We start from the raw sequence: 23624 nt of genomic DNA, 5'->3' as shown, positions 1-23624 counted from the left end.
CCCCAAAGACCGCTCGGATCCGCTGCCGTGATGGCCATGCCCGCCACCATCGGACTTGCCACGATCCGGGTCCATTCCTCCGGCGTGAAATTCGCCTTGCCTGCCATGTCGTCCTCCTGGATGTCGGCTCAATCGCCGGAGACATCGGATGGTTCCTTCGGGTGCCTGGGCCGGATCTATTTTCATGGCCTGGGCAAAGACTGTCTCCAGGGCGTCTTCCAGAAAGCGATTGTCCGCTCGATCTTGCCGCGGCTGAAGTTTGGCTCGCAGCCGGCATGAACCCAGCGGTCGACCCGATCCTGAAACTTTCGGGCGGCCTGTCATCGTATTCAACGGGAAGGAAGGGCTTGTCCGCTGCTTCGGTGTCGCGACCGTTCAGCAACAGGCGGGTGATCCGAGCGACCAGCGTCTCGGGTTTCCGGCGGAACCACCGAGGGAACGTGATGTGCTATTGGAGATCGCCGGCACGGCAGCAGGTCTGAGCGCGGGAAATCGGGTGGCGGTCAATCCCTCGCGATGGTGCGGCACGTGCGCGCGATGCCGGGAAGGGCGCCTGAATTTGTGCGAGAATTTACTTTATGGGTTCGGCCTCGAAGACCCCGCATATGCAAGGCGGCTTTGCCACTTACTTCGATGTCGTTCCATCTCAATGCGTGAAGATTTCACCCGATACGCCCCTTGAGTCGGCGGCGCTCGCGGAGCCACTCGCCCTATGCCTGCATGCCGTGAGACGCGCAGGACCTGTCGCGGGAACGCGAGGCCTCGTGTTCGGCGCCGGTCCGATCGGTCTGCTGACGATGCTTGCCGCCCGATTGGCGGGGATGTCGGAAATCGCCGTGGTCGACGTTGCAGCTGCTCCACTTGCCTTCGCGCAGCGCCTTGGCGCCGACCATGTCGTCGACATCTCAGGCGGCGGCAATGCTCTTGAGAACCTCGCTGCAATCCGACCCTTCGACGTCGCGTTCGAAGTTTCCGGTACCGCCGCCGGTCTTTCCTCGGCGATACTCAACGTTCGCCGGGGGGGCACGGTCGTGCAAATCGGCAACTTGCCSGGTGGCTTGATTTCAGTGCCTGCAAACGCTGTCATGGCCAGGGAGATCGATCTCAAGGGGTCGTTCAGGTTCGATCAGGAGTTYGAGCAAGCGGTCGCGCTCATCGACAAGCGGCAGATCGACGTTCTCTCGATCGTCACCGCSAAGCAGCCCCTCTCGMATGCTACTCGATCACCACGTCGGCGCCGCTGATGAGCGAGGGCGGGACGGTGACGCCCAGTTTGTTGGCTGCATTCAGGTTGACGAACAGTTCGACTTTCGTGACCAATTGGACCGGAAGATCAGAGGGCTTCTCTCCGTTGAGTATCCGTCCGACGTAGATRCCGGCGCGACGATGTGATTGCGTAAAATCGCCYCCATAGCTCATCAGGCCGCCTGCGATCGCGAAGTCGCGAGATTGAGTGATTGCAGGCATGGCATGGCGAACAGCCAGCGCAGCRAGCTGCTGGCTGCGGTTGGCAAAATATGGATCAGAGGTGAACACGACTCCGCCCGCTCGCAATTGCGGCAGAGCTGAGAATACGGTGTCGAACTCTTGCTCGGTGCTGGCGTGCAGAACGTGAATTCTGACCCCGAGACTATCGGCCGCCGATTGGAGGTTTTTCAGTTGTAGATTGGCGGTCGGGCTGGTCGGGTTGACGACGACGGCGAACACGGACGTGGTGGGGAGCAAATCGTGCATGAACTCCAGCCGCTTACCTGACACTTCCACGCTCAAGCTCGACACGCCTGTGAGATTACCTCGTGGCCGCGACAGGCTGTCCACCACTCCCAGCGCGACAGGATCGCCACCCATCTCGAAGACGATCGTGATGTTCGCTGTGGCCGATTTCGCTGCGAGCGCTACGGGAGCGCCGCCGGGAGCTGCGATCGCAGCTACTTTTCGACTGACCAGGTCCGCCGCAAGGCCAGGCAATCGATTGTACTGTCCTTCCGCCCATCGATACTCGATCGCCACGTTGCGACCCTCGACGTATCCGCTTTCAGCGAGACCTTCGTGGAAGGCCTTGAGGCGACTGGCGAAAGGCCCGGGCGACTCCGGTCCAAGATACCCTATGACGGGCATTGGCGGTGATTGCGCCCTTGACGGGAGATTCCATATCGTCGCTCCGCCGAGCAACGTAAGGAAGTCGCGCCGCCTCATTCGACCGGGGTCCTTGCGCGAGAGAGAGATTGAAACGCAAGGTTGCCTCTGATTTCAACCGCCATCGCCTCGCCACCTTGGTGATGTTGCCCGCCCGGGAGACCTGGCCGCATCATAGCCTCAACGACCGAACCACGAAACCGATTTGACCGATCCCGATCAAGCGCAGACCGTCTAAAAAACCCCTACACCCTGCCTGGAAGCCAAACCTAAGCGGTGGGCGGCTTTTCTCCGAGGAGAATGCCGAATACGAGCATTTCCTTGTCGTAGCCCTTGAGGAGACGCGGTCCGAGCGGGATCAGATCGCGTTTGCCCTTCACCGCCTCTGCGACGGCCTGATCCGTCAGGATCTCTCGATCCGCTGCCGATGCGCAGAGCCGGGCGGCGAGGTTCACGACGCTGCCAATGGCCGTGTAGTCGAAGCGGCTCTCATACCCGATCCTCCCCACTGTGGCCGGTCCAGTGGCGAGGCCCACTCCGAACCCGATGAGGTGGCCGCGATCTCGCCAGCCAATGATGAGTTCTTGCACGCTCCTCTGCATGTCCATCGCCAGATCGACGGCGGTGAGCGACGGCTCCTCCACCGGAACAGGCGCGTTGACGAGCACCATCAGGCCATCGCCCGAAAAGCTCGTGAGCGTCGCGGCATATTTCGTGATGATCTTGCCCAGTGCCTCGTAGTATTCAGAAAGCACCCTCATGACTTCCTCCGGCTCCGCTCTGGCCGAGAAGGCGGTGAACCCACGCAGATCGCAGAACACCGCCACGACCTCGGTACGGCGACCCTCGAGCACGCCGTCGTCACCCTTGCGGTCGACGAGTTCGGCCACTTGGGGTGCCAAGAATCGTTTGAGTTTAGAAATTCGCTCTTGGCGCTCTTGAGAGAGGGCCAATCCGGCAGCCATCGCGTTGAAGCTGTCCGCCAACCGCTGAAGCTCGTCGCCAGTTCTGATCTGAATGCGGTGCTCGAACTCTCCGGCTCCGATACGCTCGGTTCCCTCCTGTAGCCGCCGGATCGGTTCGGTCATTCGGCGTGCCAGGGCATAGGCGAGCAGACCTGCGAAGGCGGCACCGGCCAGAAGAAGCCCTCCGGTCCGCCACAAGGCAGCATAGGTGGGTCCGAAGGCCTCCGAGAGAGGCTGCTCGACGACGACCGCCCAGTCCGGTCCTAAAACCGGTGCGGCCGCGGCCGCGATGGCGTTGCCCTGCGCGTCGTGGCCGGTTGCAACTCCCGTGCCCGCATGCTCCACCGCGGTCCGGATCTCCTCAAAGGGTTTCAGCGTGGCCGCGTCGGCTCCGCGCAGGACGAGACTGATGTCCGGATGGGCGATGAGGCGGCCAGGGCTGTCGAGGACGAAAGCGTGGCCGGTTTCGCCGACCTTGATGGCCGAGATGACGTCCCAGATCAGCTTGAGATTGACTTCGGCGACAACCACGCCGACGGAGGGTCTGTTGCCGGAGATTGCGACCGTCAGATACGGTTCGGAGCCACGGTAATAGCTGACCTCGCCATACCAGATCCGCGCCAATCGCGCCCCGATGACGGCGGGCTCGCTGGAGCGGTCGGTGTGGCTCTCGGTTCGGTTGAGGCCAACTCGCGACACATAAAGGCGCTCTCGCCCGGTTCCGTCGACGAGGGTGAGGCTCGCAATGGCTGGCACCTGACGGAGGAGTCGCAGGGCATCGATTAGCCGCCGCTCGTCCGGCTCCTCGCTCCAGGGAAGCTGGACCAGCCAGCCGAGCTGATTGGCGATACCATCGACGAATCCCTGAATCCTGGATGCCGCCGACCTCGCCTCGACGCCGAGCAGTTGATCCAGCCTCGCACGCTGGTCACGATAGCCGAACCAGGCCTCGCTGACGCCGTTGGCCGCGAGGGGAAYGACCACGGCTAAGAACAGCACGAGGAAGTATTTTCTAAAAAGACCACGAAATCGAAGGCGCTGCCCCATCATGGCCCGCGTACCTCAATTGATCCCGCCGGCGGTTGCGGCGCGCCCAGCAGAGCTCGTGCGAGACGAGGCGCTGCTCTCGGAACTGATGCCTGGACTGAACGCGTTCGCACCATTCGATCACCTCGTCGACCTGGAGGAGCAGGGTGAAAAGAGCTTGGAGGCCGGGCGGCCTGGCAATCTCATCTGGCAAGGACTCTGAGAGGCTCCGTTGACAGTCTGTATTCTAGTCCGGTCGTCAGGCTAGATGCCGGTCTGTCGGGTAGAATACATCAATATTGGCCTCATTTGAGTGACGCTCGCTCCGTGGAGCTTCGGCCGAAGGCCGTCGATAGTGCGAAGATCACAATCAACCTTGGCTATGTGGATCTTGGTCAAATCGATCTCCGTTGATCCGATCGAGATAGACCAGCAGGAGCTGGCGGGCCTTCTCGGCGGAGGGATTGAGGCAATGGAGATGCGCTCGTCGAAGATGAAGCTCAGGAAGGTGTGCCCGACCGGTCCCTCGCTCCTGTAGGAGACGTAGAAGTCGAGGCCGCTCGGACGGGAGAGCGACACCTCGCGCTCCTCGTATCGCACCACGAAATCATCGACGCTGCGATAGTCGCAATTGCGCACCCCGGTGAGGCGCGCGTCAGACGGGCCCTCACTTGGGGAGCACGTTCTTGTAGATCCTGCCATCCTTCATGATGACGCGGAAATTCCGGTCCGGATCGGCAACGAGTTCGAGGTTGTCGAGCGGATTGCCGTCGACCAGCAGCAGGTCGGCCAACGCGCCCTCCTCGACGATACCGAGCCTGCCGGGATAGGGATTGATGAACCCGGACAGGGCCATCAGCTCGCCGTTGTCGGCCGTCGCCATCCTGAGCACCTCGGCGGGCGAATACCAGCGTGCCAGCACGATCAGCGCGGCACCCTGTCGGTTGGCTGCCTCCGCATCGCCGAGAATGTCGGCGCCGAAGGCGGTCTTGACATTGTATTTCCGCGCCAGCCGATAGGCCCTGTCGGTGCCTTCGAACACCTGCATCGCCCGCTGCCGCGACGTTGCCGGCATGTGCGCGGACATATGCGTGTCATAGGTTAGCGGTTGCAGGCTCCACCACACGCCCTTCTCCGCCATCATCCGGACGGTTTCCTCGTCGGCGAGCTGGCCATGCTCGATGACCTTCACGCCCGCGCGGATCGCCATTTGCATGGCTCGCGGGTGGTAGGCGTGGACGGCAACGTAGGTGCCCCAGTTTTCGGCGGCCTCGACCGCGGCCCGCAGTTCCATTTCCGTATATTGGGTCGACTCGATTGGATTGTGGGGCGGTGAGCTCACGCCGCCGCCGGCCATGAGCTTGATCTGGCTCGCCCCCAGCCTCAGTTGCTCGCGCACCCGCAACCGGACCTCATCGGGGCTGTCGGCGATGGCGGAAATCCCCTGCGTCTCGATATAGCTCAGCGCGCCGCCCGGCTTCCGCGGCAGCTCGAAGAGGAAGCGGAAGTCGCCATGGCCAGAGGTCTGCGAGATGAAGGCGCCGGACGGATAGATGCGCGGGCCGATCATGACGCCCTCGTCGATGGCGCGCTTGAGCCCGAACACCGGCCCTCCCATGTCGCGGATCGTTGTAAAGCCTCTCATCAGGGTAGCCTCGGCTTGACGGGCTGCCAGCAGGTGGAGATAGGAGGGCTCGGCGCTCATCAGGACTGACTGGGGCGTGGCGGCCATGAAGGCATGCCAATGGGCGTCGATGAGACCCGGCATCAGCACGCGGCCCCCGGCAGCGATAACCTGAATTTCGGCGTTGCCCCTGACGTCGATCGGGGCTGAGGAGATACGCTCGATAACGTTGCCTCTCACCAACACGTGGGAGGAAGCCGACAAGGCCCCGTTCCTGCCGTCGAAGATGCGGACGTTCTCGAAGAGGGTTGCCGCACTGGGAGCGTGAGAAGGCGATCCGCTCTGAGCTGCTGCCGTGGGAGAATATCCGATGGACAGGATGCCAGCCATCATGAGGAACCGGAATAAGGTCCACTTCAGATTTCCAACAATTATCGTGCCGGACATTGCGTGGCGCTCCCCACCTGAACGGTGTGGCAGGATACCATAGTGGAATTCTGCTGACGAATGAGAGCCAATCGCACGTAGGCTCTATCACGGGAACGCCGGATGGATCAGGCCGAGGTGCGATAGGGCAGGGGAATGCCGCTGATCCGCGACGATCACGGTCACAAAGCCCGATTGCCGTGTAGCAGCCACCCGGTCAGTCGCTCGACCGCGACTTCATGGCGGCGCATCGGGAGGCAACGAGCTTCCCCTCCAAGGATCGTTCGGGATGCTGGCCGTTTCCAGCTCTTCCACAAACGAGAGTGCTAGCCCAACTCGAAGGTGGATATCCCGTATGTTTGCGAAAGCGGCAGGTCCGGCTTCGGGCCGCGGTACATCCGGGCTGTCTCAAACACAGGGGAAAGACCGTAGCGGGTTGCAAGCTGAATGGCAGCCTGGTTCGGCTCAGGCAAATCCAGGAAGACCACAGCCCCTTTGGCGTGAACGGCAAGTGCTTGGAGCAGAAGGTCCGCCTCGCGTTTGCTGTCGGCAAAAAGCGGCCCGATCTTGGATCCGTTTCGGCATTCCCGGATGACACCATAGCCCTTGACCGTTCCATCCTCCACGAAGGCAATCGCCGTGCGGAGATCAGGCCTGAGCCAACAGCTCAGAAAGGTCTCTCGGGGTGCCGCAAAGAATGGCCGGTCATAGGCTAGAACCGCCGCGATGAGATCAGGACCCACCGCCCTCAAGCGCTCGTCCCGGGGCGCCTCAACCTGCGGGCTGCCTCCATATCGCACGTTGCGGTGCGCCAGCACGAAGCCGGACCTGGCATAGTTCTCCTGTTGTGCCACGACGCCGTCGAGACCCACTGTGCGGCCCTCGAGATACTCCATGCCGGCCTGCCAGAGACGATAGCCAAATCCATGTTCGCGCTGATCCGGCCGAACAATGTAGAATCCGAGGAAGCCAAATGTACTGGCGTAGCGGACGACCGAGATGGAGGCGATCGGCTCGCTATCGAGGCATCCGATCAGGAAGCCTTTTGGATCAGTTGCCTGGAAGCAGTCAGCATCGGCGAGACCGGGATTCCAGCCCTCGGCCGCGGCCCAATCGACCGCAAGATCCAAGTCGTGGCGCGTCATGACATGGATCGTCAGTTCGTCAGGAACGTGTCGTGCCATGTGCGACCCACGGCCCTCATTCCTGAGAAGTCTAGCATCGGGATCCAGCCTAGACCATGTGGGCGGCAACGCGAGGCACGCATGCTCGCGGTTTACGGTCGAGCCAAGCGTGCAACAGATCTCGCAGATCGCCGATGCGCAAATCCTAAAAGTCGCCTCATGGCACGTTCCGGAAGCAGACCGAACGTCCGCTCACAGTGCGAACACCGTACGTTGCCGCAGGAGGAAGGGTTTCCTGGTTGGACCATCCTGACATTGAACGCGGTTTCCTTCAGCGGCTTAGGAAATTACGAGCCTGTTCAATCTCGGCTAAGCCTGGCTGACCTGGTGCCGCAATCTCGAGCAGGTGCGCATAATGCCGGCGCGCCGCATCGCCCATGCTGCCCAGTTCCGCTGCCCGCGCCGCGCCATAGACGGCGCGGAAGCGGCCAGGCTCCGTCTTCTGGATCGCCTCGTACTCGTGGAGCGCCTCGGCGTAGCGGCCCATCATCAGCAGCATCTCCGCCCGTTGTTCGCGAGCGGGGAAGAGTGGCCCGGGCGTCACGGGATGCTTGTCCGTCCGCTCCTCGCGTTCAGCCGCCTCCTGCATGAGTGTGAGCGCCTGGTCGTGATCGGTTCGTGCAAAGGCAACCCAAGCTTCGGCAGCAAGGCGCAGAATCTCGGTCTGCTCCGCCCAATAGGGATCGCTGCCGCGAAGCGCTGCGGCGGCAGCCTTCAGCGCCTCTACGTCAGCGGCGGCTGCATCCGGGCGCCCAGTCCGAGCCGCGCCCACCGCACGAGCAAAATGCGTGTTTGCGACCACGAGCGGTGCCGTTTGCTGGCCAGGAGTGAGAGCAGCGGCCTCCTCCCATGCCCCACGTTCCAGGGCAAAGCGGGCGGGCATTACCGTCAAAGCCCAAGCAAAGATTGGAGCCGGCGCCGTCCACGAGGCAAACCGCCCCAATTCGGTGACCACGCGTCGCGCCGCCTCAATCTGCCCAGTCTGGAGATAGCCATAAACCATGTAGTCAAGCGCATGAATCTCGTCGAAGACGGCCTGCCGCTCACGCGCTGTCTCGGCAGAGCGGCGGTTGGTCTCGATCGAGTCCTCCCAGCGTCCGATCCGGGTGAAGATGTGAGAGGGCATGTGCAGCGCGTGCGGAGCGTCGGCAGCAATCCCGGCGTAACGCTCGGCCGCGGCCACGCCCCGCTCGGCGAGCGCCGGTGTGTCGTAGGTGTGGATCAAGTAATGGGCAATACCAGGATGCTGCGGCTGCCGGGCCCACGCACGCTCCAGGATCTCGGCGGCACGAAGCTGGCGCGCGTAGGTCTTGTCCGTCGGGGGCGCTGCCATCGCCAGGGCGAGGGCGTAGTGGATGCCGACCTCCGGATCGTCGGGGAAGCGTTCGTAGAGCTGGCTCATCGCCTGCTCATAGCGCTCCAAGCGAGTTCTGTGGGTCGCCGGGTCCTCATTGCCGTAAAGCTCGGAGAGGGCGGCGATGAAGCCGGCCTCGCGCTCGCTCCGGGGGCCGATCCGCCGCGCCTCCGCGAGCGCGGCGCGTCCTTGTCGAAGATTTGCGGCGGTGGTGACGGTAAATGGGTTCACCAAAAGGGCCATCGCCTCGCCCCAGTAAGCCATGACGCAGGTTGGATCGCGCTCGCGCACCCGCCGAAAGGCTTCGCCGGCTGCCTGGTACCAGAACGAGTGTTGCAGCTTCATTGCCGCGTCGAAGGCTGCCTGCGCCTCGGGCGTGCAACTGACCGGGAAATGAACTTCGCCGAGGGTCGCAGCGTCTGGGGAGGTGCCCTGCGCGTGGCTATGATGTTGCTGGGCCTGACCCCATGTCGGACAGAGCACAAAACCCAAGGCAAGCGCCCAGAACGTGGTTTTTGCTGGCATCGCTTCCTCCCTGCCGGGGGACCCGATTAGCTGCCCGGCTTCATCGGCGAAGACCCAGCCCAACTCACCATACGCCCAGCCCAGCTCGGCTTCAACGACTCCGCACGAGTGATCTTTGATCGACCGCTCTGGCAATCCCTTCAAAGACACGCTGCCCGCTTGGTGGGAACAGTTGCTGACACTCCTGCACTCGTCGCGTTCTGCTCAGAACATGTCGGATTGGCCCGGATTGCAGCATAAGCTTGGCACCATCTAAGGTAAGACATCCACGAGCCACTGGAGTATGCTTTGGGCTGGATTTGAGCGACCCGCGAGCGGGCAAGACGCACAGACTGGTAGTCACATGGGCAATCCCATTGTGCGCAGACGGCTGGCAGCCATCCTCGCAGCAGATGTCGTGACCTATAGCCGTCTCATGGACCTGGATGAAACAGGCACTCATGCGGCATGGAAGTGCCATCGCGGGGAACTGATCGACGTCAAAATCACCGAACACGAGGGCCGTACCGTGAAGCTCATCGGTGACGGTTTCCTGGCGGAGTTTCCAAGCGTTGTGAACGCGGTTGCTTGCGCGGCTGCGGTTCAACATGGCATGCGGGAGCGCAACGCAGGCTTGCCGCGAGATCGCCGGATGGAGCTTCGCATCGGTATCAACCTCGGCGACGTGATAGTCGAGGGCGAGGATATCTACGGCGACGGCGTCAATGTGGCGGCACGGCTCGAAGGCATTGCCGAGCCGGGCGGGATCATCGTCTCTGGAGCTGTGCGGGACAATGTCGGCAATCGGCTCGATCTGCGGTTTGAAGACATCGGCGAGCAGAGGCTGAAGAATATCGATAGGCCAGTGCGCGCTTATAGCGTCCTGCTCGACATTCCCTCAGCGCTCGCGGCGAGCCGGTTGGATGAAGGCTCACAGAAAACTCGGAGCATTGAGAAGCCGTCCATCGTCGTCTTGCCCTTCAACAACATGAGCGGCGACCCCGAACAGGAATATTTCGGCGACGGGATCACCGAAGACCTCATCACCGACCTGTCGAAGATCTCCGGCCTGTTCGTTGTCGCACGCAACACATCCTTCACCTACAAGGGCAAAGCTGTGAAGGCGCAGCAGGTGAGCCAGGATCTCGGGATCAACTTCATACTGGAAGGCGGCGTTCGGAAGGTTGGTACGCGCGTGCGCGTCAGCGCGGAGCTTGTCGACGGCAGGGATGGCGGTCATCTCTGGGCTGACCGATACGACCGTGACCTCACCGACATCTTCGCCATTCAAGACGAGATCACTCATTCCATCATTGAGCAACTGAGAATCAAGCTGCTGCCGGCGGAAAAGGAGATCATCGGCCGGGTGCCGACTGAGAACGTGGAGGCCTATGGATATTACCTGAGAGGCCGACAGTTTTTGCACCGGCATTCGAAATCTTACTACGTTCTCGCAAAGCGCATGTTCGCCAAGGCGGTCGAACTGGACCCGCTGTATGCGCGGGCGTATGCCGGACTAGCGGACTGTGATTCCTTTCTCTTTCTGCACTACAACGCTGACGTCGCGACCGACGACATTCTGGCGGCGAGTGCCAAAGCGTTGGATCTGGAAGGCGGCCTCGCCGAAGCGCATGCGTCGCGCGGCTTGGCGCTCTCATTGCGCGAGCGGTATCCAGAGGCAGTGGCGGAGTTCGATCAGGCGATCGCATGCGATTCCAATCTCTTCGAGGCGCATTATTTCTACGCTCGCGCCTGCTTTGCTCAAGGGAGGCTTGAGGAAGCGGCCCGGCTTTTCCTGCGTGCGGCAGAGCTTAAGCCGGACGATTTTCAGGCCTTGCTGGTACTCACCGGAGTCTACCGATCGCTCGGGCGTGAGCAGGAAATGAGGTGGGCAGCACGGGAGGGGATTGAGCGTGCCGAACGCGAGCTCATATTGCATCCGGCAAACCCGAGACCTGCCTATTTGGGAGCAGTGGGGCTCGCGGCTCTTGGCGAGTTTGCTCGGGCCAAGGAATGGGCGGAACGGGCTCTGGTGATTGATCCTGATGACGGCTTGACAAAGTACAACGTGGCCTGCGTCTGCTCTCTGTTGGGTGAGCATGAGCGAGCAATCGACTTACTGGTGGACCTTCTCCCAAACGCTACTCCGGAAAGAAAGAGGTGGGTGGAGCACGACTCGGATCTCGATCCCATCCGCACTCATCCACGCTTCCCGGAAGTGCTTGAACTTCTTGTCTAGGAGGAGCCGTCGGACACCGGGTGCTCCGCCGCATCGCCAGGCGTTATCCTTCGTCGCTCCATCAATCTTCAAAGCGTGATGCGAGCTTCGAGAAAGCCTCACGAGCGATAAAGATGATCGTGAAAATCGGAATTCGCTCGATGGTATTTATCTCGGGGTTGAACACACGCTGCCTTTGCACGTCGCGGAGACTAGCGCCCGCCCTGCAAAGATCAGGCCGGGGTCGGTCAACCTCACCGGAGTTTCTTCGTCACGCTGGCGATCTCGACTCGCCCATCTCCGGGATGGACTGAACGGAATACGCTCACGTCATCACGGACCTGATTGTCGGTGGGGCTATCGCCGCACCAATCTCACCCTGGCTGAGCCAGAGATTGCCCAAGCGGGTGGTCATGATTGCCGTAGCGTTGCTTGCTATAAGCTTGGCGCGCAATGCTTTGCAAGGCTTGGATGTTTCAAGTTTCACAGATGCTTTTTGTAATACTTACATTTTATCGGATTTGACGCTGGTTTTCTGACCCCTACAATAGGTCGCTCCCCGAGCTCAGGAGGGTGGCATGTTCAAGTGCATGCTTGGTGAACTGTTCCGACGGACCGCTGGTGCCGCAGCTCTCGCCGGCACTCTCCTGGTCAGTGGCGCCGCCCTAGCCCAAACCACCCTTCTCAATGTCTCGTACGATCCGACCCGGGAGCTCTACACCGACATCAACAGAAAGTTCGCCGAGGAGTGGAAGGCGAAGACTGGCGAGACGCTCACGGTCCGCATGTCACATGGCGGCTCCGGGCGACAGGCTCGTTCCGTCATCGACGGCCTTGAAGCCGACGTGGTAACCTTGGCACTGGCCGCCGATATCGACGAGATTGCGCGGCTGTCGAAAAAGATCCCCGCGGATTGGCAGAAGCGCCTGCCGAACAACGCCTCACCCTACACGTCCACCATCGTTTTCCTGGTGCGAAAGGGCAATCCGAAGGGCGTCAAAGACTGGGATGACCTCATCAGGTCCGGCACCCAGGTGATCACGCCGAACCCAAAGACCTCCGGCGGCGCCCGCTGGAACTATCTGGCCGCCTATGCCTATGCGCTGGAGCGCTTCGGTGGCGATGATGCCAAGGCGCAGGGCTTCGTGGGCCAGATTTTCAAGAACGTCCCGGTGCTCGACACCGGCGCCCGCGGCTCGACCAACACCTTCGCTCAGCGCGGCATCGGCGATGTGCTGCTCGCCTGGGAAAACGAGGCCTTCCTCGCGCTCAACGAACTCGGGGCGGACAAGCTCGACATCGTCGTGCCGTCGATGTCCATTCTTGCCGAACCGCCCGTGAGCGTGGTCGATGGCAATGCCGAGCGGAAAGGCACCGTCAAGGCCGCGAAGGCCTATCTCGACTTCCTCTACGCGCCCGAGGCGCAGGCCATTATCGCCAAGCACTATTACCGGCCGGTCAAGCCCGAGGCCGCCTCTCAGCAGGATATGGCGCGGTTTCCCAAGCTCCGGTTGATCAGCGTGGATGACGTGTTCGGTGGTTGGGACGCGGTCCAACAAAAGCATTTCGCCAATGGCGGAATTTTCGACACGATGCTGCGGGCAAACCGCTGAACATGGAATCCCCTCTCATGATGCCGCGGCACGCGGAACGCCCCGCGCGCCGGCGGCTGCGTCAGCACAGTGCCATCCCGGGCTTCGGTCTCGCGATGGGCTACACGTTGACCTATCTCGGCCTCGTCGTCCTGCTTCCGCTCGGAGTCCTCATCGTCCGTGCCTCGACCTTGGGGATATCGGGCCTGTGGGAGATCCTCAGCGACGAGCGGGTGTATGCGGCCTTGCGCATCAGCTTCGGGCTGTCATTCGCCGCAGCTCTCGTCGATGCCGTGTTCGGCCTGCTCGTGGCCTGGGTGCTGGTGCGCTATCCCTTTCCGGGGCGCAAATTCGTAGACGCGATGGTCGATCTGCCGTTCGCGCTTCCAACCGCCGTCGCCGGCATTTCATTGTCGGCCGTGTATGCGCCGAATGGCTGGATCGGCGAGCCGCTGGCGTATCTCGGGGTGAAAGTCGCATACACGCCGCTCGGCATCTTCGTCGCCCTGGTCTTCGTTGGGCTACCCTTCGCCGTGCGCACGGTGGAGCCTCTCATCGCCGAGATCAGCCGCGACGTCGAGGAGGCCTCGGCGACCTTGGGCGCCTCTCGTGCACAGACGGTCTGGCGCGTGGTGCTCCCACCGCTCGCCCCTGCGATCCTCACCGGGTTCGCACTGGCCTTCGCACGGGCCGTCGGCGAGTATGGCTCGGTGATCTTCATCGCCGGCAATCTACCTTTCGTGTCCGAGATCGCTCCCGTGCTCATCGTGATCCGCCTCGAGGAGTTCGACTATGCCGGCGCGACCGGCATCGCTGTGATCATGCTGGCGATCTCGTTCTCAGCCCTTCTCGCCATCAACCTGATCCAGGCCTGGAGCCGGCGGAGGTTTGGCTATGTCTGAGCGGCGTCAAACCATGGCAACGGCAACGAGCGAGGCTCGCCTGACGCGCGTTGTTCTGGTGCTCGTGGCTCTCGCGTTCCTCGCTGTGTGCCTGATCCTGCCGCTTGCCGCCGTATTCACCGAGGCGCTGCGCAATGGCATCGGAGCCTATCTTGCGTCCTTCCAGGATCCGGATGCGCTCGCTGCGATCCGGTTGACTCTGATGGTGGCGGCCATTGCCGTGCCCCTCAACCTCGTCTTTGGCATTGCAGCCTCATGGGCCGTGGCCAAATACGAGTTCAAGGGCAAGAGCCTGCTGATTACCCTCATCGACCTGCCGTTCTCCATCTCGCCTGTCGTGTCGGGCTTGGTCCTCGTGCTCATGTTCGGAGCACACGGGTTATTCGGTGAATGGCTGAACTCCCACGGCGTCCAAATCATCTTTGCCTTGCCGGGGATCGTGCTGGCCACCGTTTTCGTCACCTTCCCGTTTGTGGCCCGCGAGTTGATCCCGTTGATGCAGGACCAGGGCACGGCGGATGAGGAGGCGGCTCTAACTCTCGGGGCGAGCGGATTCAAGACGTTCTGGACTGTAACGCTCCCCAACATCCGCTGGGCGCTCCTCTACGGCGTGCTTTTGTGCAATGCCCGCGCCATGGGCGAGTTCGGCGCAGTCGCGGTGGTTTCGGGCCATATCCGGGGCGAGACCAACACCATGCCCCTGTACGTCGAGATCCTCTACAACGAGTACAACTTCGTCGCCGCCTTTGCCGTGGCCTCGCTGCTGGCGTTTCTTGCACTGGTGACGCTCGCGGCGAAATCGGTACTGGAATGGCGCTACGGCGATGACATCGCCGCGCGGGCGGGTCATTAGGAAAGCCACGATGGAAATTCAGGTCGAGCATATCAGCAAGGCCTTTGGCCGCACGGCAGCCCTGAACGACGTCAGCCTCAGCGTTGGTTCAGGCGAACTGGTGGCGTTGCTTGGTCCCTCCGGCTCGGGCAAGACAACTTTGCTGCGGTGTATTGCCGGCCTGGAAAATCCGAGCGAAGGCCGCATCCTGTTCGGCAGCGAGGACGCTACCGACATCCCTGTCCAGCGCCGCGGCGTCGGCTTCGTATTCCAGCATTACGCTCTGTTCCGGCACATGAGCGTGGCAGACAACATCGCCTACGGTCTCCGGGTGCGCGGGCGTGCCAGGCGTCCACCCGAGAAGGAGATCCGGAGGCGGGTCGGCGACCTCCTCGATCTCGTCCAGCTCGCTGGTGTGGAGGGCCGCTATCCGACGCAGCTCTCCGGCGGCCAGCGCCAGCGCGTCGCCTTGGCGCGAGCGCTGGCGGTTGAGCCCAGGGTTCTGCTCCTGGACGAGCCCTTCGGCGCCCTCGATGCGCAGGTTCGCAAGGATCTGCGCCGCTGGCTACGCGAGATCCACGAGCGCACCGGACGGACGACTCTGTTCGTGACGCACGATCAGGAGGAAGCACTGGAGCTGGCCGATCGCATCGCAATCCTGCGGGACGGCCGGGTCGAACAGGTCGGCACACCCGACGAGGTATACGAGGACCCGGCGTCACCCTTCGTGATGGCATTCGTCGGAGACACATCGAGATTCCGGGTCAAGGTGCAGGATGGCGTTGTATGGCGCGAAGACACCCGTCTAGCGGTTTCAACAAACGGCACGGGCGATGGGCTGGCTGACCTTTATGTCCGGCCTTGGGATCTGGGGATCAAAGCCGCCGGAACTCCAGGGACCCTGACTGGCACCGTGGTAGCCGTGATTCGGACCTCATCCGGCCGGCGGGCCGAGGTGCGCTTAACCGGATCGGACGACCTTCTTGAAACGGAGATTCCGGCCGCCGTGACTTTGCGGCCCAACGAGCCGGTTGCCATCGCTGTATTGCAGGGCCGCCTCTATCCCGCAAAGTGAGACTCTGCGTAGCGAGGCACACCTGATCCGGAGCTCCCATTTAGTGACGTCGGCGAACCCTTATGTGGTGCGCTACCCCGGGTCGGGGGCTTGAACATGTTCGCTGTCCATCCATATACCATCCTGTTAGATGGTAAGAGGAGGGTCGCAGTGGCCAACAATGTACACGAACTTCGACCTAAGGCTTCGGACAGCGAGAAGATCACAATCAACCTCGGCTATGTGGATCTGGGCCATATCGATCTCCTGGTCCAGGAGGGTTTCTACTCCAACCGTACCGACTTCATCCGGACGGCCATCCGAAACCAGCTTGATCGGCACAGCGACGCCGTCAGGAAGTCGGTTGAGCGACACCAGCTCGATCTTGGCCTGCGCCACTACAGCCGCCAGGACCTGGAGGCGGTGCAAGCTGCCGGCGAAGTGCTGCACGTCCAGGTTCTGGGTCTCGCCAGCATCGCCAACGATGTCACGCCCGAATTGGCGCGGCAGACGATCGCCTCCCTTCACGTCCTTGGCGCCTTGCATGCCAGTCCGGGAGTGAAAGAGGCACTCAAGGACCGCATTCGCTGACCACCGGGTAGCACCCGTCTCACTCTCTTTAGAGCCTGCCCGACCCTTTCCGACTCGGTAAGGGGCAGGCGCGGCTTTGCCCCATGTCACCCCACAAGAGGACCGAACCCATGAACGCACAACTGAACATCGACATGCTCGAGGCGACCCGTCTCACCTGTGAAGGCCGGCTCGCAGAAGCCATGGCAATTCTTCAGGGAGGACTTGCGGGCACCCATCCATCTGCCACTTCGGGTGCCAGGGCTGAGGATGCCGGCCGGCAGCCGGTGCGGCGGGGTGCGCGGACCATCGACATGGTGCCACCATCCTCCAGAAAAGGCGCGTGGACTCCGCCGAAATTCGACATCCCATCTCTGAAGCCTCACGCCTTTGAGGGTCTTACCGGAGGCTTGGACCAATCCCAGGTACCGGAAGCGTTGCGCGGCTTCCTCGAGCGCATGGGACAACCCGGCTCCGGGGTCGGCCTCGATGGATTGGTGGGACCTGGTCCAGCCCGTGCACCGGCCCCGCTGCCTGAGGGGGCGCGCTTCGAAGAGCGTACCTTTGCCAACGAGGCTGGAAGCAGGATGTATAAGCTTTACATCCCCAGCGGCTACACAGATCAGCCTGCGCCCCTCGTGGTGATGTTGCACGGCTGCACCCAATCGCCGGACGATTTTGCCGCCGGCACGCAGATGAACGAGTTGGCCGAGGAGCAGACGTTTCTGGTTGCCTATCCGGCGCAGGCCCAGTCGGCCAATGTGTCCAAGTGCTGGAACTGGTTCAACGCAGCCGATCAGCAGCGGGATCGGGGCGAGCCCTCACTGATCGCTGGTATCACCCGTCAGATCACGCATGACTACTCAGTCGAACCCGGACGGATATATGTCGCTGGGCTCTCCGCCGGCGGGGCAGCGGCGGCGATCATGGGCTCGGCCTACCCGGATCTTTATGCGGCCGTGGGCGTCCACTCCGGGCTGGCGTGCGGGGCCGCTCGTGACATGCCCTCAGCGTTCGCCGCCATGCGCCAGGGCGGGGCGGCTCGCCACCGGGAGGCCAAGCAGCCCGTGCCCACCATCGTGTTCCATGGCGATCGCGACACGACCGTAAACCCCGTCAACGGGGACCAGGTCGTTGCTCAGTCGAAGGCGGGTTCCGATTTCCAGACGACGGTCAGCCGCGGTCAGGCTCCTGGCGGGATCAGCTATACCCGCACGGTCGCCAGCGATGACACCGGCCACCCGATGCTTGAGCATTGGGCGCTTCACGGGGCGGGCCATGCCTGGTCCGGGGGAAGTCCGACTGGGTCCTATACTGAGCCCCGGGGACCCGATGCCAGTCGCGAGATGATGCGCTTCTTTCTCGAGCATCCGAAACCAAAAGCCGCATCCCCGATATAGGCACACGAGCCCGCCAGTTCTCGGTGCGTCCTGGCGGGCCATGATCGGATAGATCCGGCCGAAGCAGACTTTCGTGAAGGCAGGAGATCTTCAGAGCCTGACCCAAAGCGGACAGCGACGCTTTCGATCAACTGCCCATGCCGATCGCCCGCCGAGACGGACCCCGTCCGGGGTGGAGAAATGCCGTCCGCTTCCTATTTCGGAAAGAGCGGTTGGGAAACACCGGGTATTGGCTTCAAAGCGAGAGGAGCAGGCAATGGCAAAGAATACGATTTGCCTCTGGTACGATAAGGACGCCGAGGCTGCCGCCCGCTTCTATGCCGAGACCTTTCCTGACAGCGCTGTAGGTGCTGTGAATCGTGCTCCCAGTGACTACCCAGCCGGCAAAGAGGGCGACGTCTTGACGGTCGAATTCACAGTTGCTGGCGTTCCCTGTTTCGGCCTCAACGGAGGTTCCGCGTTCAAGCATAACGAAGCCTTCTCGTTCCAAATCGCCACCGACAATCAGGACGAGACTGACCGCTACTGGGATGCCATCGTCGGCAACGGCGGCCAGGAGAGCGCGTGCGGCTGGTGCAAAGACAAATGGGGTGTCTCCTGGCAGATCACGCCGCGCGCACTGACGGAGGCGCTGGCGGCAGGCGGCGATCAAGCCAAACGCGCCTTTGATGCAATGATGGACATGAAGAAGATTGACATCGCCGCGATCGAGGCGGCGCGGCGCGGTTGATGCTCATCGCGAATGGCGAGAAATCGCTGCCATCAATTGTCGACCCTCTCACGAGGCGGACATTAACTGATTCCGTTCCGTTTGTGGCTCGACGGGGGGCGAGTGTGGACACCCCTCAGCCCTGAACAAGTTCCAGCGGTTCGAGAGCCGGCGTGCCCTTCAACRCGCCCTAGGCCATCCTCAATGGCCTCTGCCGTTGCAGCGGTTCTGCGCCGGGGGGGCGGCCCGCTTTTAAGCTGGGCCATAGCGTCAGGTTGCCTCACCCACGGAACGCGCTGCAGTGCACAATGGTTGTCGTTCGGAATTTCAGCAAGGCAACTGAATGCTCAATGTTTGGTCAAAATGATAAGTATTTGGGTTTGATAATTAAATTGAAATATCGTTTTGGTAGTATCATCGTACCGAGAAATTTGCTGCAGTGCACTCTGGATCGTAGTACTCTGCGTCATTATCAAAAAATTCGCATATGCGACCGCGTTCTGCGGCAAGTCAGCTCACGACTATTTGTAAGGGGGCGTTCATGACCCAGGACAGAGCGGTTCTAAATACGAGGCATCACCGCTTCAAAGGTCTGGTTCGGATTTCCAGCATCAGCGTTGCCTCCCTTCTCGCCTTCCTCGTCGCCACCTCGGTCATGCCGCCCCTCGTCGCGGACCAGTCCGACAGGGCGGTGGTGAATGCACCCGTGACCCTGCTGACTTCGCCGATCTCCGGCGAGGTTCAATCCATCCACGCGAATGCGAGTATCCCATTGGCGCGCAGCGAGACCATTGCCGAGATCGTCAACAGCCGCGTTGACCGCAACACTGCGATTCAGCTTGATGGGAAGATCGCGGAGATGCGGGAGGGCGCCCTCGCAGCGTCCAGAAAGCGCGCCTCTAATGAGGCGTATATCGCGGATCTCGACAAGTCCATTCGCGAGAAAGCCGCCCAGCTCGGCATGATTCTCCAGGCACAGATCGGCGAGTTGTCTGCCAATGTCTCGGAAGCCGATGCTACCGCAGAAGGTCGTCGACTGGCCTATGATCAGGTCACACAGCTCGCGAACAAGAATGTCACCAACACCAATACGCTAAAGCCCGCACGGCAGCATCACGAAGCCGCGCTCTCGTCGCGGGACGCTGCGAACGCCAAGCTGCAGCAGAAGATCTCTCAGGCAGAGGGCCTCTCCCGGGGCGTTTTCGTGGGAGAGGATCTCACCCCTTTGGCGGAACTCGCCCAGAAACGGCGGGAGATCGAGTTCGACACGCAGCGCCTCGCCATCGAGGAGGCCCAGCTCATCGCCGGCATCAGGGACCAGTCGGTCCTTCTCGAAGCGGAGCATCACCGGCTGGACAGCCTAGCCCATACCAAGATCGCCGCTCCGGTTTCGGGGGAGATTCTGAGCATCAGTGCCACTCAAGGCCGCCGCGTGAATGCCGGCGACACCTTGGCGACCTTTGTCGATTGCGAGCGCCGTTTCGTGGTGGCAATTTTCTCCTATCGAAAGGCTCCGGATCTGGCGGTCGGCACCCGCGTCGAGATTAGTGGCCTCGACGAGACTGGGCCGAGGGCCGGCACCGTCACGGAGATCCTGCCGAAAGCCGGCGATAAATTCGACGACCTCTACGCCGTTCCTTTCCCGCCGACCGAAAGGCGCGAGTTGTATGTGCTGGTCAAGCCCGACGCCGAGCCTGCGGGTTTGGTCGCCAGTCAACCACTCTCATCCTGCGGTGTCGGACGCTGGGTCACTGTCACGCGCGCCAACGGCTGGGTTCCTTCCACCTCTGCTATCTGGCGCGAGATTTGGCGGCAGGGCGAAAAAGCGCTCGCTGAACTCTTCGATATCAGGCTCGCGACTGCGACCGGCCTCGCTGCCGGGCTGGACCACGAGAACGCCCGCTGATGAGATGGATCATCCCAGGCATCTTCATCCTGACGGCGCCCCTGATGGCGGGTGACGTATCCGCAAGTGCCGCTCACGACCTGGCGCGTCCACTGTGCGCCTCTCTTGTGCGGGCCGTATCGGAAGCGGCACCCGAGGGCGGGCCTGCCTTCGTCGCGAGCTATCGGCAAGCGCCCGACGAAGCGGAGGTTCCCGAGGCCCTGCGCAACTCCGCCTTCACTTACGACAACGCCTTGGCGATCGTCGCACTTCTGGCCTGCGGCGACACAGCCGCGGCACGCCGTATCGCAGACGCATTTCTGGTCGCCCTTGATAACGATAGGAGTTTTCACGACGGGCGTATCCGCAATGCCTATCGGGCGGGACCGGTCAAGGACCGGCCCATTCTTCTCGCGGGCTGGTGGGACCGTCGCGCCGGCCATTGGGCCGAGGACCGCTACCAGAATGGATCGGCGACGGGGAACGTCGCTTGGGCGGCCATGGCGCTTCTGACTGCTTACGAGGAGACCCGCGACCCCCGTTATTTGAACGGCGCGAGGGAAGCCGCTGATTGGATTGCAACCGTCGCCACGGACACGCACGCTGTCGGTTACAAGGGCGGACGCGAGGGCTTCGACACCGAGCAAGTCCCGCTGGAATGGAAGTCGACAGAGCACAACACCGACATTCTGGCATTAGCCAACAGGTTGGCGGCGCACGGGGATGAGAAAGGTCGGTACGCGGCCATGGCGCGCTCCGCCCGAGCCTTCCTCGACCTCGCCTTTGATCGCAATTCTGGTTGCTTCCGTATGGGAACGACGCCCGAGGGCGCCATGCGGGGCGTTGAGGCCGTGGCACTCGATACCCAGCTCTGGCCCTTGATCGCCCTCTCGGCTACACCGCCGGAATGGAAGAGTGCCCTGACCTGCGCCGAACGCCGGCTGGGCGTGGCGGGCGGGTTTGACTTCAACGACGACAGGGACGGCCTCTGGACAGAGGGCACTGCCCAGGCAGCCCTGATCTATCGGGTGCTCGGCAGGCAGTCGGAGGCCGGCGCGCTACTCGACACCATCTCGGCCGAGTCCTCGCCCTCGGGCTGGCTTTACGCGACGCGGGAGGCGCGGCTCAGCACGGGCCTGATGATCGGGCCCTGGAGCACGGAGAATGATTTCTTCTACTTCCGGCGCCCCCATCTCGGCGCGACGGCCTGGGCCGTTCTTGCCGCCACGGGGCGCAACCCGTTCCTGCCGTCCCAAAGCCGGAGATAGCCATGTTTCCATCTTCCAGCGACGGATTGTCGACGCTCGCGCTCGACCTCACGGTCCTGCTCGCTCTTTACGGCTTGAGCCGCCTTCTCCATCCCGGCAAGGCGCTCGACAGGTTCGTTTTTGGCGGCCTTACGGCGACGTTGATGATCATCTACGCTTTGTGGCGCTGGAACGAGACGCTGCCTCCCTTAGAAGCCACGGCGGGATCGCTCTGGCCCTACCTCTTCTTCACGTTCGAGGCGATCGCCATCGTCTATACCCTCATGTCCATTGTCATCCTCTTCAGGGCAAAGGACCGTTCGGCCCAGGCTGACGCCGCCGAGGCGCGCCTGACTGCGGCTGGCGATTGGCCCGCGGTCGACATCTTCATCTGCACATACAATGAGCCCCTGGAAGTCCTCGAAAGGTCGATCATCGCGGCGATGGCACTCGACTACGGCCCGAAGACTGTCTGGGTCCTGGACGACACCCGCCGGGACTGGCTGCGCGCATATTGCGAGGGGATCGGCGCGAGCTATCTGACCCGCCTCGACAATATCGGCGCCAAGGGTGGCAATCTAAACAACGGTCTGCGTGTGACCTCGACGTTCACCAACGCACCTTTGATCCTCGTCCTTGACGCCGACTTCGCGCCCCAATCGAACATGCTGTCAAGGATGGTGGGCCTCTTCGATGACCCCAAGGCCGCTGTGGTGCAATCGCCGCAATTCTTCTTTAACGCGGATCCGATTCAGCACAATCTCGGCATTACCCGTAGCTGGGTCGATGACCAGCGCATATTCTTCGACATCTTCCAACCCGCGAAAGACGCGTGGGGCAGCGCTTTCTGTGTGGGAACGTCATTTCTTGTGCGGCGCGATAGGCTCGCCGAGATCGGCGGCTTTCCCGACGATGCGATCTGCGAGGATCTAAATCTTTCCTGCGCCATGATGCGCCACGGCTACGAGACCCACTGGCTGAACGAACGCCTGAGCGTCGGCCTTTCCGCCGAGGGGCTACCGGAATACATCACGCAGCGCACCCGCTGGTGTCTCGGAACCATCCAGGTCGCGCTGCTTGAAACAGGACCTCTGCGAGGACCGGATTACACCATCCTGCAGAGGCTCCATTTCCTGCACGGCGTCCTCAACTGGTTGTGCAAGCCGTTCATCGTTCTCATGCTGGTGGCGCCGGCCGTCTACTGGTTCTTCGACCTGCCCGCATTCGAGGCGGACTATCTCGCCTTCCTCCGATACGGATTGCCCATGCTCCTCGCCGTCTGGAGCTACAACGGCTGGGTGTCGCGATCGCGAACCTTGCCCATGTTCATGGAAGTCACCCACACCATCACGGCCCTGGCCATCACCGCCACACTTATCGTCGCCGCGGTGAAGCCATTCGGTCGTCCCTTCAAGGTGACCGAGAAGGGCGGCGATCGCTCCGTCATGAGAGTCCGCTGGAAGCTCGCCGCCCTGTTCGGCGGCATGTCCCTTCTCTCGGCTGGAAGCATCGCGTGGGCCTTTCTTTCTCCGGAGGCGAGCTCCGAAGTTTCGCCGATGGATCAGTTCAACCTTATCTGGGCCGGCGTTTCGATGCTTCTAACCTTCATTTCCTTCCTGGTCTGTTTCGAGTATCCCCGGGGGGAAGAGATGTTCGAGACCCGTGAGCAGACGATGATCAGCGTCGACGGCAGGACGCTCCCCTGCACCATTGAAGCGACTTCCACCTCGCGCGCTTTCATAAGGCTGCACGACAAGGTAGGGGAGGGCGGCGCGCCCGTGATTTTGAACCTGCCGGCAGCCGGTTGGACGCAGGCGCGCGTCATCGGGCGGAATGGCACCCTGACGGAGTTGGAACTGCTGACCGCCCCCGCTCAGCACAGGGCTCTCGTCGCATGGCTCTTCTCGGTGCCCCGTGACGGTATCGCGCGCCAAGCGAGCATGTCCGGTGCCCTCGTGGGAACCCTTCGGCGAGGTCTCGGTCTCGTTTGAACGGG

General features: G+C 62.1%; 17 protein-coding genes and 1 pseudogene. 13 read left to right on the top strand and 5 right to left on the bottom strand.

The genetic code is table 11. From position 1 onward, the window contains the following. Positions 1 to 448 precede the first annotated feature (448 nt). Positions 449 to 1244, top strand: a pseudogene (locus AC1DVM_RS09470) (zinc-binding dehydrogenase); the annotation flags it as partial. On the opposite strand, the gene AC1DVM_RS09465 reads toward AC1DVM_RS09470, so the two are convergent. Both AC1DVM_RS09465 and AC1DVM_RS09460 read right to left on the bottom strand, forming a co-directional pair. After that, on the bottom strand, positions 1216 to 2196 hold the full coding sequence (locus tag AC1DVM_RS09465; protein ID WP_477253972.1) for an ABC transporter substrate-binding protein: 981 nt from the start codon (positions 2194 to 2196) through the stop codon (positions 1216 to 1218). The pseudogene AC1DVM_RS09470 and the gene AC1DVM_RS09465 sit on opposite strands and share 29 nt — an antisense overlap. A 209-nt stretch (positions 2197 to 2405) precedes the next feature. Continuing rightward, a complete protein-coding gene (locus AC1DVM_RS09460; protein ID WP_477253976.1) occupies positions 2406 to 4148 on the bottom strand; it encodes an adenylate/guanylate cyclase domain-containing protein in 1743 nt (580 codons plus the stop codon). Between the two features lies 1 nt (position 4149). Here AC1DVM_RS09460 and AC1DVM_RS09455 point away from each other — a divergent pair, with 1 nt between their 5' ends. Further along, the gene (locus tag AC1DVM_RS09455) at positions 4150 to 4350 is read left to right on the top strand and encodes a hypothetical protein (protein ID WP_477253970.1); all 201 of its coding nucleotides are present in this window, start codon (positions 4150 to 4152) and stop codon (positions 4348 to 4350) included. A 444-nt stretch (positions 4351 to 4794) separates the two neighbouring features. Here AC1DVM_RS09455 and AC1DVM_RS09450 read toward each other — a convergent pair whose 3' ends face one another. The 3 genes from AC1DVM_RS09450 to AC1DVM_RS09440 form a co-directional block, all read right to left on the bottom strand. Next, positions 4795 to 6198: a metal-dependent hydrolase family protein gene (locus tag AC1DVM_RS09450; RefSeq protein ID WP_477253968.1), complete on the bottom strand. Its 1404-nt coding sequence runs from the start codon at positions 6196 to 6198 to the stop codon at positions 4795 to 4797. A 305-nt stretch (positions 6199 to 6503) separates the two neighbouring features. Next, positions 6504 to 7361: a GNAT family N-acetyltransferase gene (locus tag AC1DVM_RS09445; protein ID WP_477253966.1), complete on the bottom strand. Its 858-nt coding sequence runs from the start codon at positions 7359 to 7361 to the stop codon at positions 6504 to 6506. Positions 7362 to 7632: 271 nt separating this feature from the next. After that, positions 7633 to 9240, bottom strand: a complete 1608-nt coding sequence (locus tag AC1DVM_RS09440) for a tetratricopeptide repeat protein (protein ID WP_477253964.1) — start codon at positions 9238 to 9240, stop codon at positions 7633 to 7635. A 343-nt stretch (positions 9241 to 9583) separates the two neighbouring features. Here AC1DVM_RS09440 and AC1DVM_RS09435 point away from each other — a divergent pair, with 343 nt between their 5' ends. The 11 genes from AC1DVM_RS09435 to AC1DVM_RS09385 all read left to right on the top strand — a co-directional run bounded on the left by AC1DVM_RS09435 (position 9584) and on the right by AC1DVM_RS09385 (position 23619). Next, positions 9584 to 11458, top strand: coding sequence for a tetratricopeptide repeat protein (locus AC1DVM_RS09435; protein WP_477253962.1), 1875 nt, complete (start codon positions 9584 to 9586; stop codon positions 11456 to 11458). A gap of 557 nt (positions 11459 to 12015) precedes the next feature. Continuing rightward, complete coding sequence (locus AC1DVM_RS09430) at positions 12016 to 13050, top strand: sulfate ABC transporter substrate-binding protein (RefSeq protein WP_477253960.1); 1035 nt, start codon at positions 12016 to 12018, stop codon at positions 13048 to 13050. A 17-nt stretch (positions 13051 to 13067) separates the two neighbouring features. Continuing rightward, positions 13068 to 13931: a sulfate ABC transporter permease subunit CysT gene (cysT, locus tag AC1DVM_RS09425; protein WP_477253959.1), complete on the top strand. Its 864-nt coding sequence runs from the start codon at positions 13068 to 13070 to the stop codon at positions 13929 to 13931. Between the two features lie 13 nt (positions 13932 to 13944). Next, positions 13945 to 14784, top strand: coding sequence for a sulfate ABC transporter permease subunit CysW (gene cysW, locus AC1DVM_RS09420; protein WP_477253975.1), 840 nt, complete (start codon positions 13945 to 13947; stop codon positions 14782 to 14784). A gap of 10 nt (positions 14785 to 14794) precedes the next feature. Continuing rightward, positions 14795 to 15838, top strand: a complete 1044-nt coding sequence (locus AC1DVM_RS09415; protein WP_477253957.1) for a sulfate/molybdate ABC transporter ATP-binding protein — start codon at positions 14795 to 14797, stop codon at positions 15836 to 15838. A 150-nt stretch (positions 15839 to 15988) separates the two neighbouring features. Then, positions 15989 to 16408: a CopG family transcriptional regulator gene (locus AC1DVM_RS09410; protein ID WP_477253955.1), complete on the top strand. Its 420-nt coding sequence runs from the start codon at positions 15989 to 15991 to the stop codon at positions 16406 to 16408. A 110-nt stretch (positions 16409 to 16518) separates the two neighbouring features. Next, a complete protein-coding gene (locus tag AC1DVM_RS09405) occupies positions 16519 to 17787 on the top strand; it encodes an extracellular catalytic domain type 1 short-chain-length polyhydroxyalkanoate depolymerase (protein WP_477253953.1) in 1269 nt (422 codons plus the stop codon). Between the two features lie 256 nt (positions 17788 to 18043). After that, positions 18044 to 18517: a VOC family protein gene (locus tag AC1DVM_RS09400; protein WP_477253952.1), complete on the top strand. Its 474-nt coding sequence runs from the start codon at positions 18044 to 18046 to the stop codon at positions 18515 to 18517. A gap of 520 nt (positions 18518 to 19037) precedes the next feature. Continuing rightward, positions 19038 to 20402 (top strand): HlyD family secretion protein, encoded by a 1365-nt coding sequence (locus AC1DVM_RS09395; protein ID WP_477253950.1) that lies wholly within the window; start codon positions 19038 to 19040, stop codon positions 20400 to 20402. After that, positions 20402 to 21649, top strand: coding sequence for a hypothetical protein (locus AC1DVM_RS09390; RefSeq protein ID WP_477253948.1), 1248 nt, complete (start codon positions 20402 to 20404; stop codon positions 21647 to 21649). Before AC1DVM_RS09395 ends, AC1DVM_RS09390 begins: the two co-directional genes overlap by 1 nt. A gap of 2 nt (positions 21650 to 21651) precedes the next feature. Beyond that, positions 21652 to 23619, top strand: a complete 1968-nt coding sequence (locus AC1DVM_RS09385) for a glycosyltransferase family 2 protein (RefSeq protein WP_477253947.1) — start codon at positions 21652 to 21654, stop codon at positions 23617 to 23619. Positions 23620 to 23624: the final 5 nt, after the last annotated feature.

This window comes from Microvirga sp. P4_A5 (assembly GCF_056402495.1).
This window is presented reverse-complemented; position numbering and strand designations above follow the sequence as displayed.

What these genes read in the sequence shown, in the direction of transcription:
- AC1DVM_RS09455 (WP_477253970.1), top strand. Translation starts at nt 4,150, where the DNA reads ATGGCCCGCGTACCTCAATTGATCCCGCCGGCGGTTGCGGCGCGCCCA.
- AC1DVM_RS09450 (WP_477253968.1), bottom strand. Translation starts at nt 6,198, where the DNA reads ATGTCCGGCACGATAATTGTTGGAAATCTGAAGTGGACCTTATTCCGG.
- AC1DVM_RS09445 (WP_477253966.1), bottom strand. Translation starts at nt 7,361, where the DNA reads ATGGCACGACACGTTCCTGACGAACTGACGATCCATGTCATGACGCGC.
- AC1DVM_RS09440 (WP_477253964.1), bottom strand. Translation starts at nt 9,240, where the DNA reads ATGCCAGCAAAAACCACGTTCTGGGCGCTTGCCTTGGGTTTTGTGCTC.
- AC1DVM_RS09435 (WP_477253962.1), top strand. Translation starts at nt 9,584, where the DNA reads ATGGGCAATCCCATTGTGCGCAGACGGCTGGCAGCCATCCTCGCAGCA.
- AC1DVM_RS09430 (WP_477253960.1), top strand. Translation starts at nt 12,016, where the DNA reads ATGTTCAAGTGCATGCTTGGTGAACTGTTCCGACGGACCGCTGGTGCC.
- cysT (WP_477253959.1), top strand. Translation starts at nt 13,068, where the DNA reads ATGATGCCGCGGCACGCGGAACGCCCCGCGCGCCGGCGGCTGCGTCAG.
- cysW (WP_477253975.1), top strand. Translation starts at nt 13,945, where the DNA reads ATGGCAACGGCAACGAGCGAGGCTCGCCTGACGCGCGTTGTTCTGGTG.
- AC1DVM_RS09415 (WP_477253957.1), top strand. Translation starts at nt 14,795, where the DNA reads ATGGAAATTCAGGTCGAGCATATCAGCAAGGCCTTTGGCCGCACGGCA.
- AC1DVM_RS09405 (WP_477253953.1), top strand. Translation starts at nt 16,519, where the DNA reads ATGAACGCACAACTGAACATCGACATGCTCGAGGCGACCCGTCTCACC.
- AC1DVM_RS09400 (WP_477253952.1), top strand. Translation starts at nt 18,044, where the DNA reads ATGGCAAAGAATACGATTTGCCTCTGGTACGATAAGGACGCCGAGGCT.
- AC1DVM_RS09395 (WP_477253950.1), top strand. Translation starts at nt 19,038, where the DNA reads ATGACCCAGGACAGAGCGGTTCTAAATACGAGGCATCACCGCTTCAAA.
- AC1DVM_RS09390 (WP_477253948.1), top strand. Translation starts at nt 20,402, where the DNA reads ATGAGATGGATCATCCCAGGCATCTTCATCCTGACGGCGCCCCTGATG.
- AC1DVM_RS09385 (WP_477253947.1), top strand. Translation starts at nt 21,652, where the DNA reads ATGTTTCCATCTTCCAGCGACGGATTGTCGACGCTCGCGCTCGACCTC.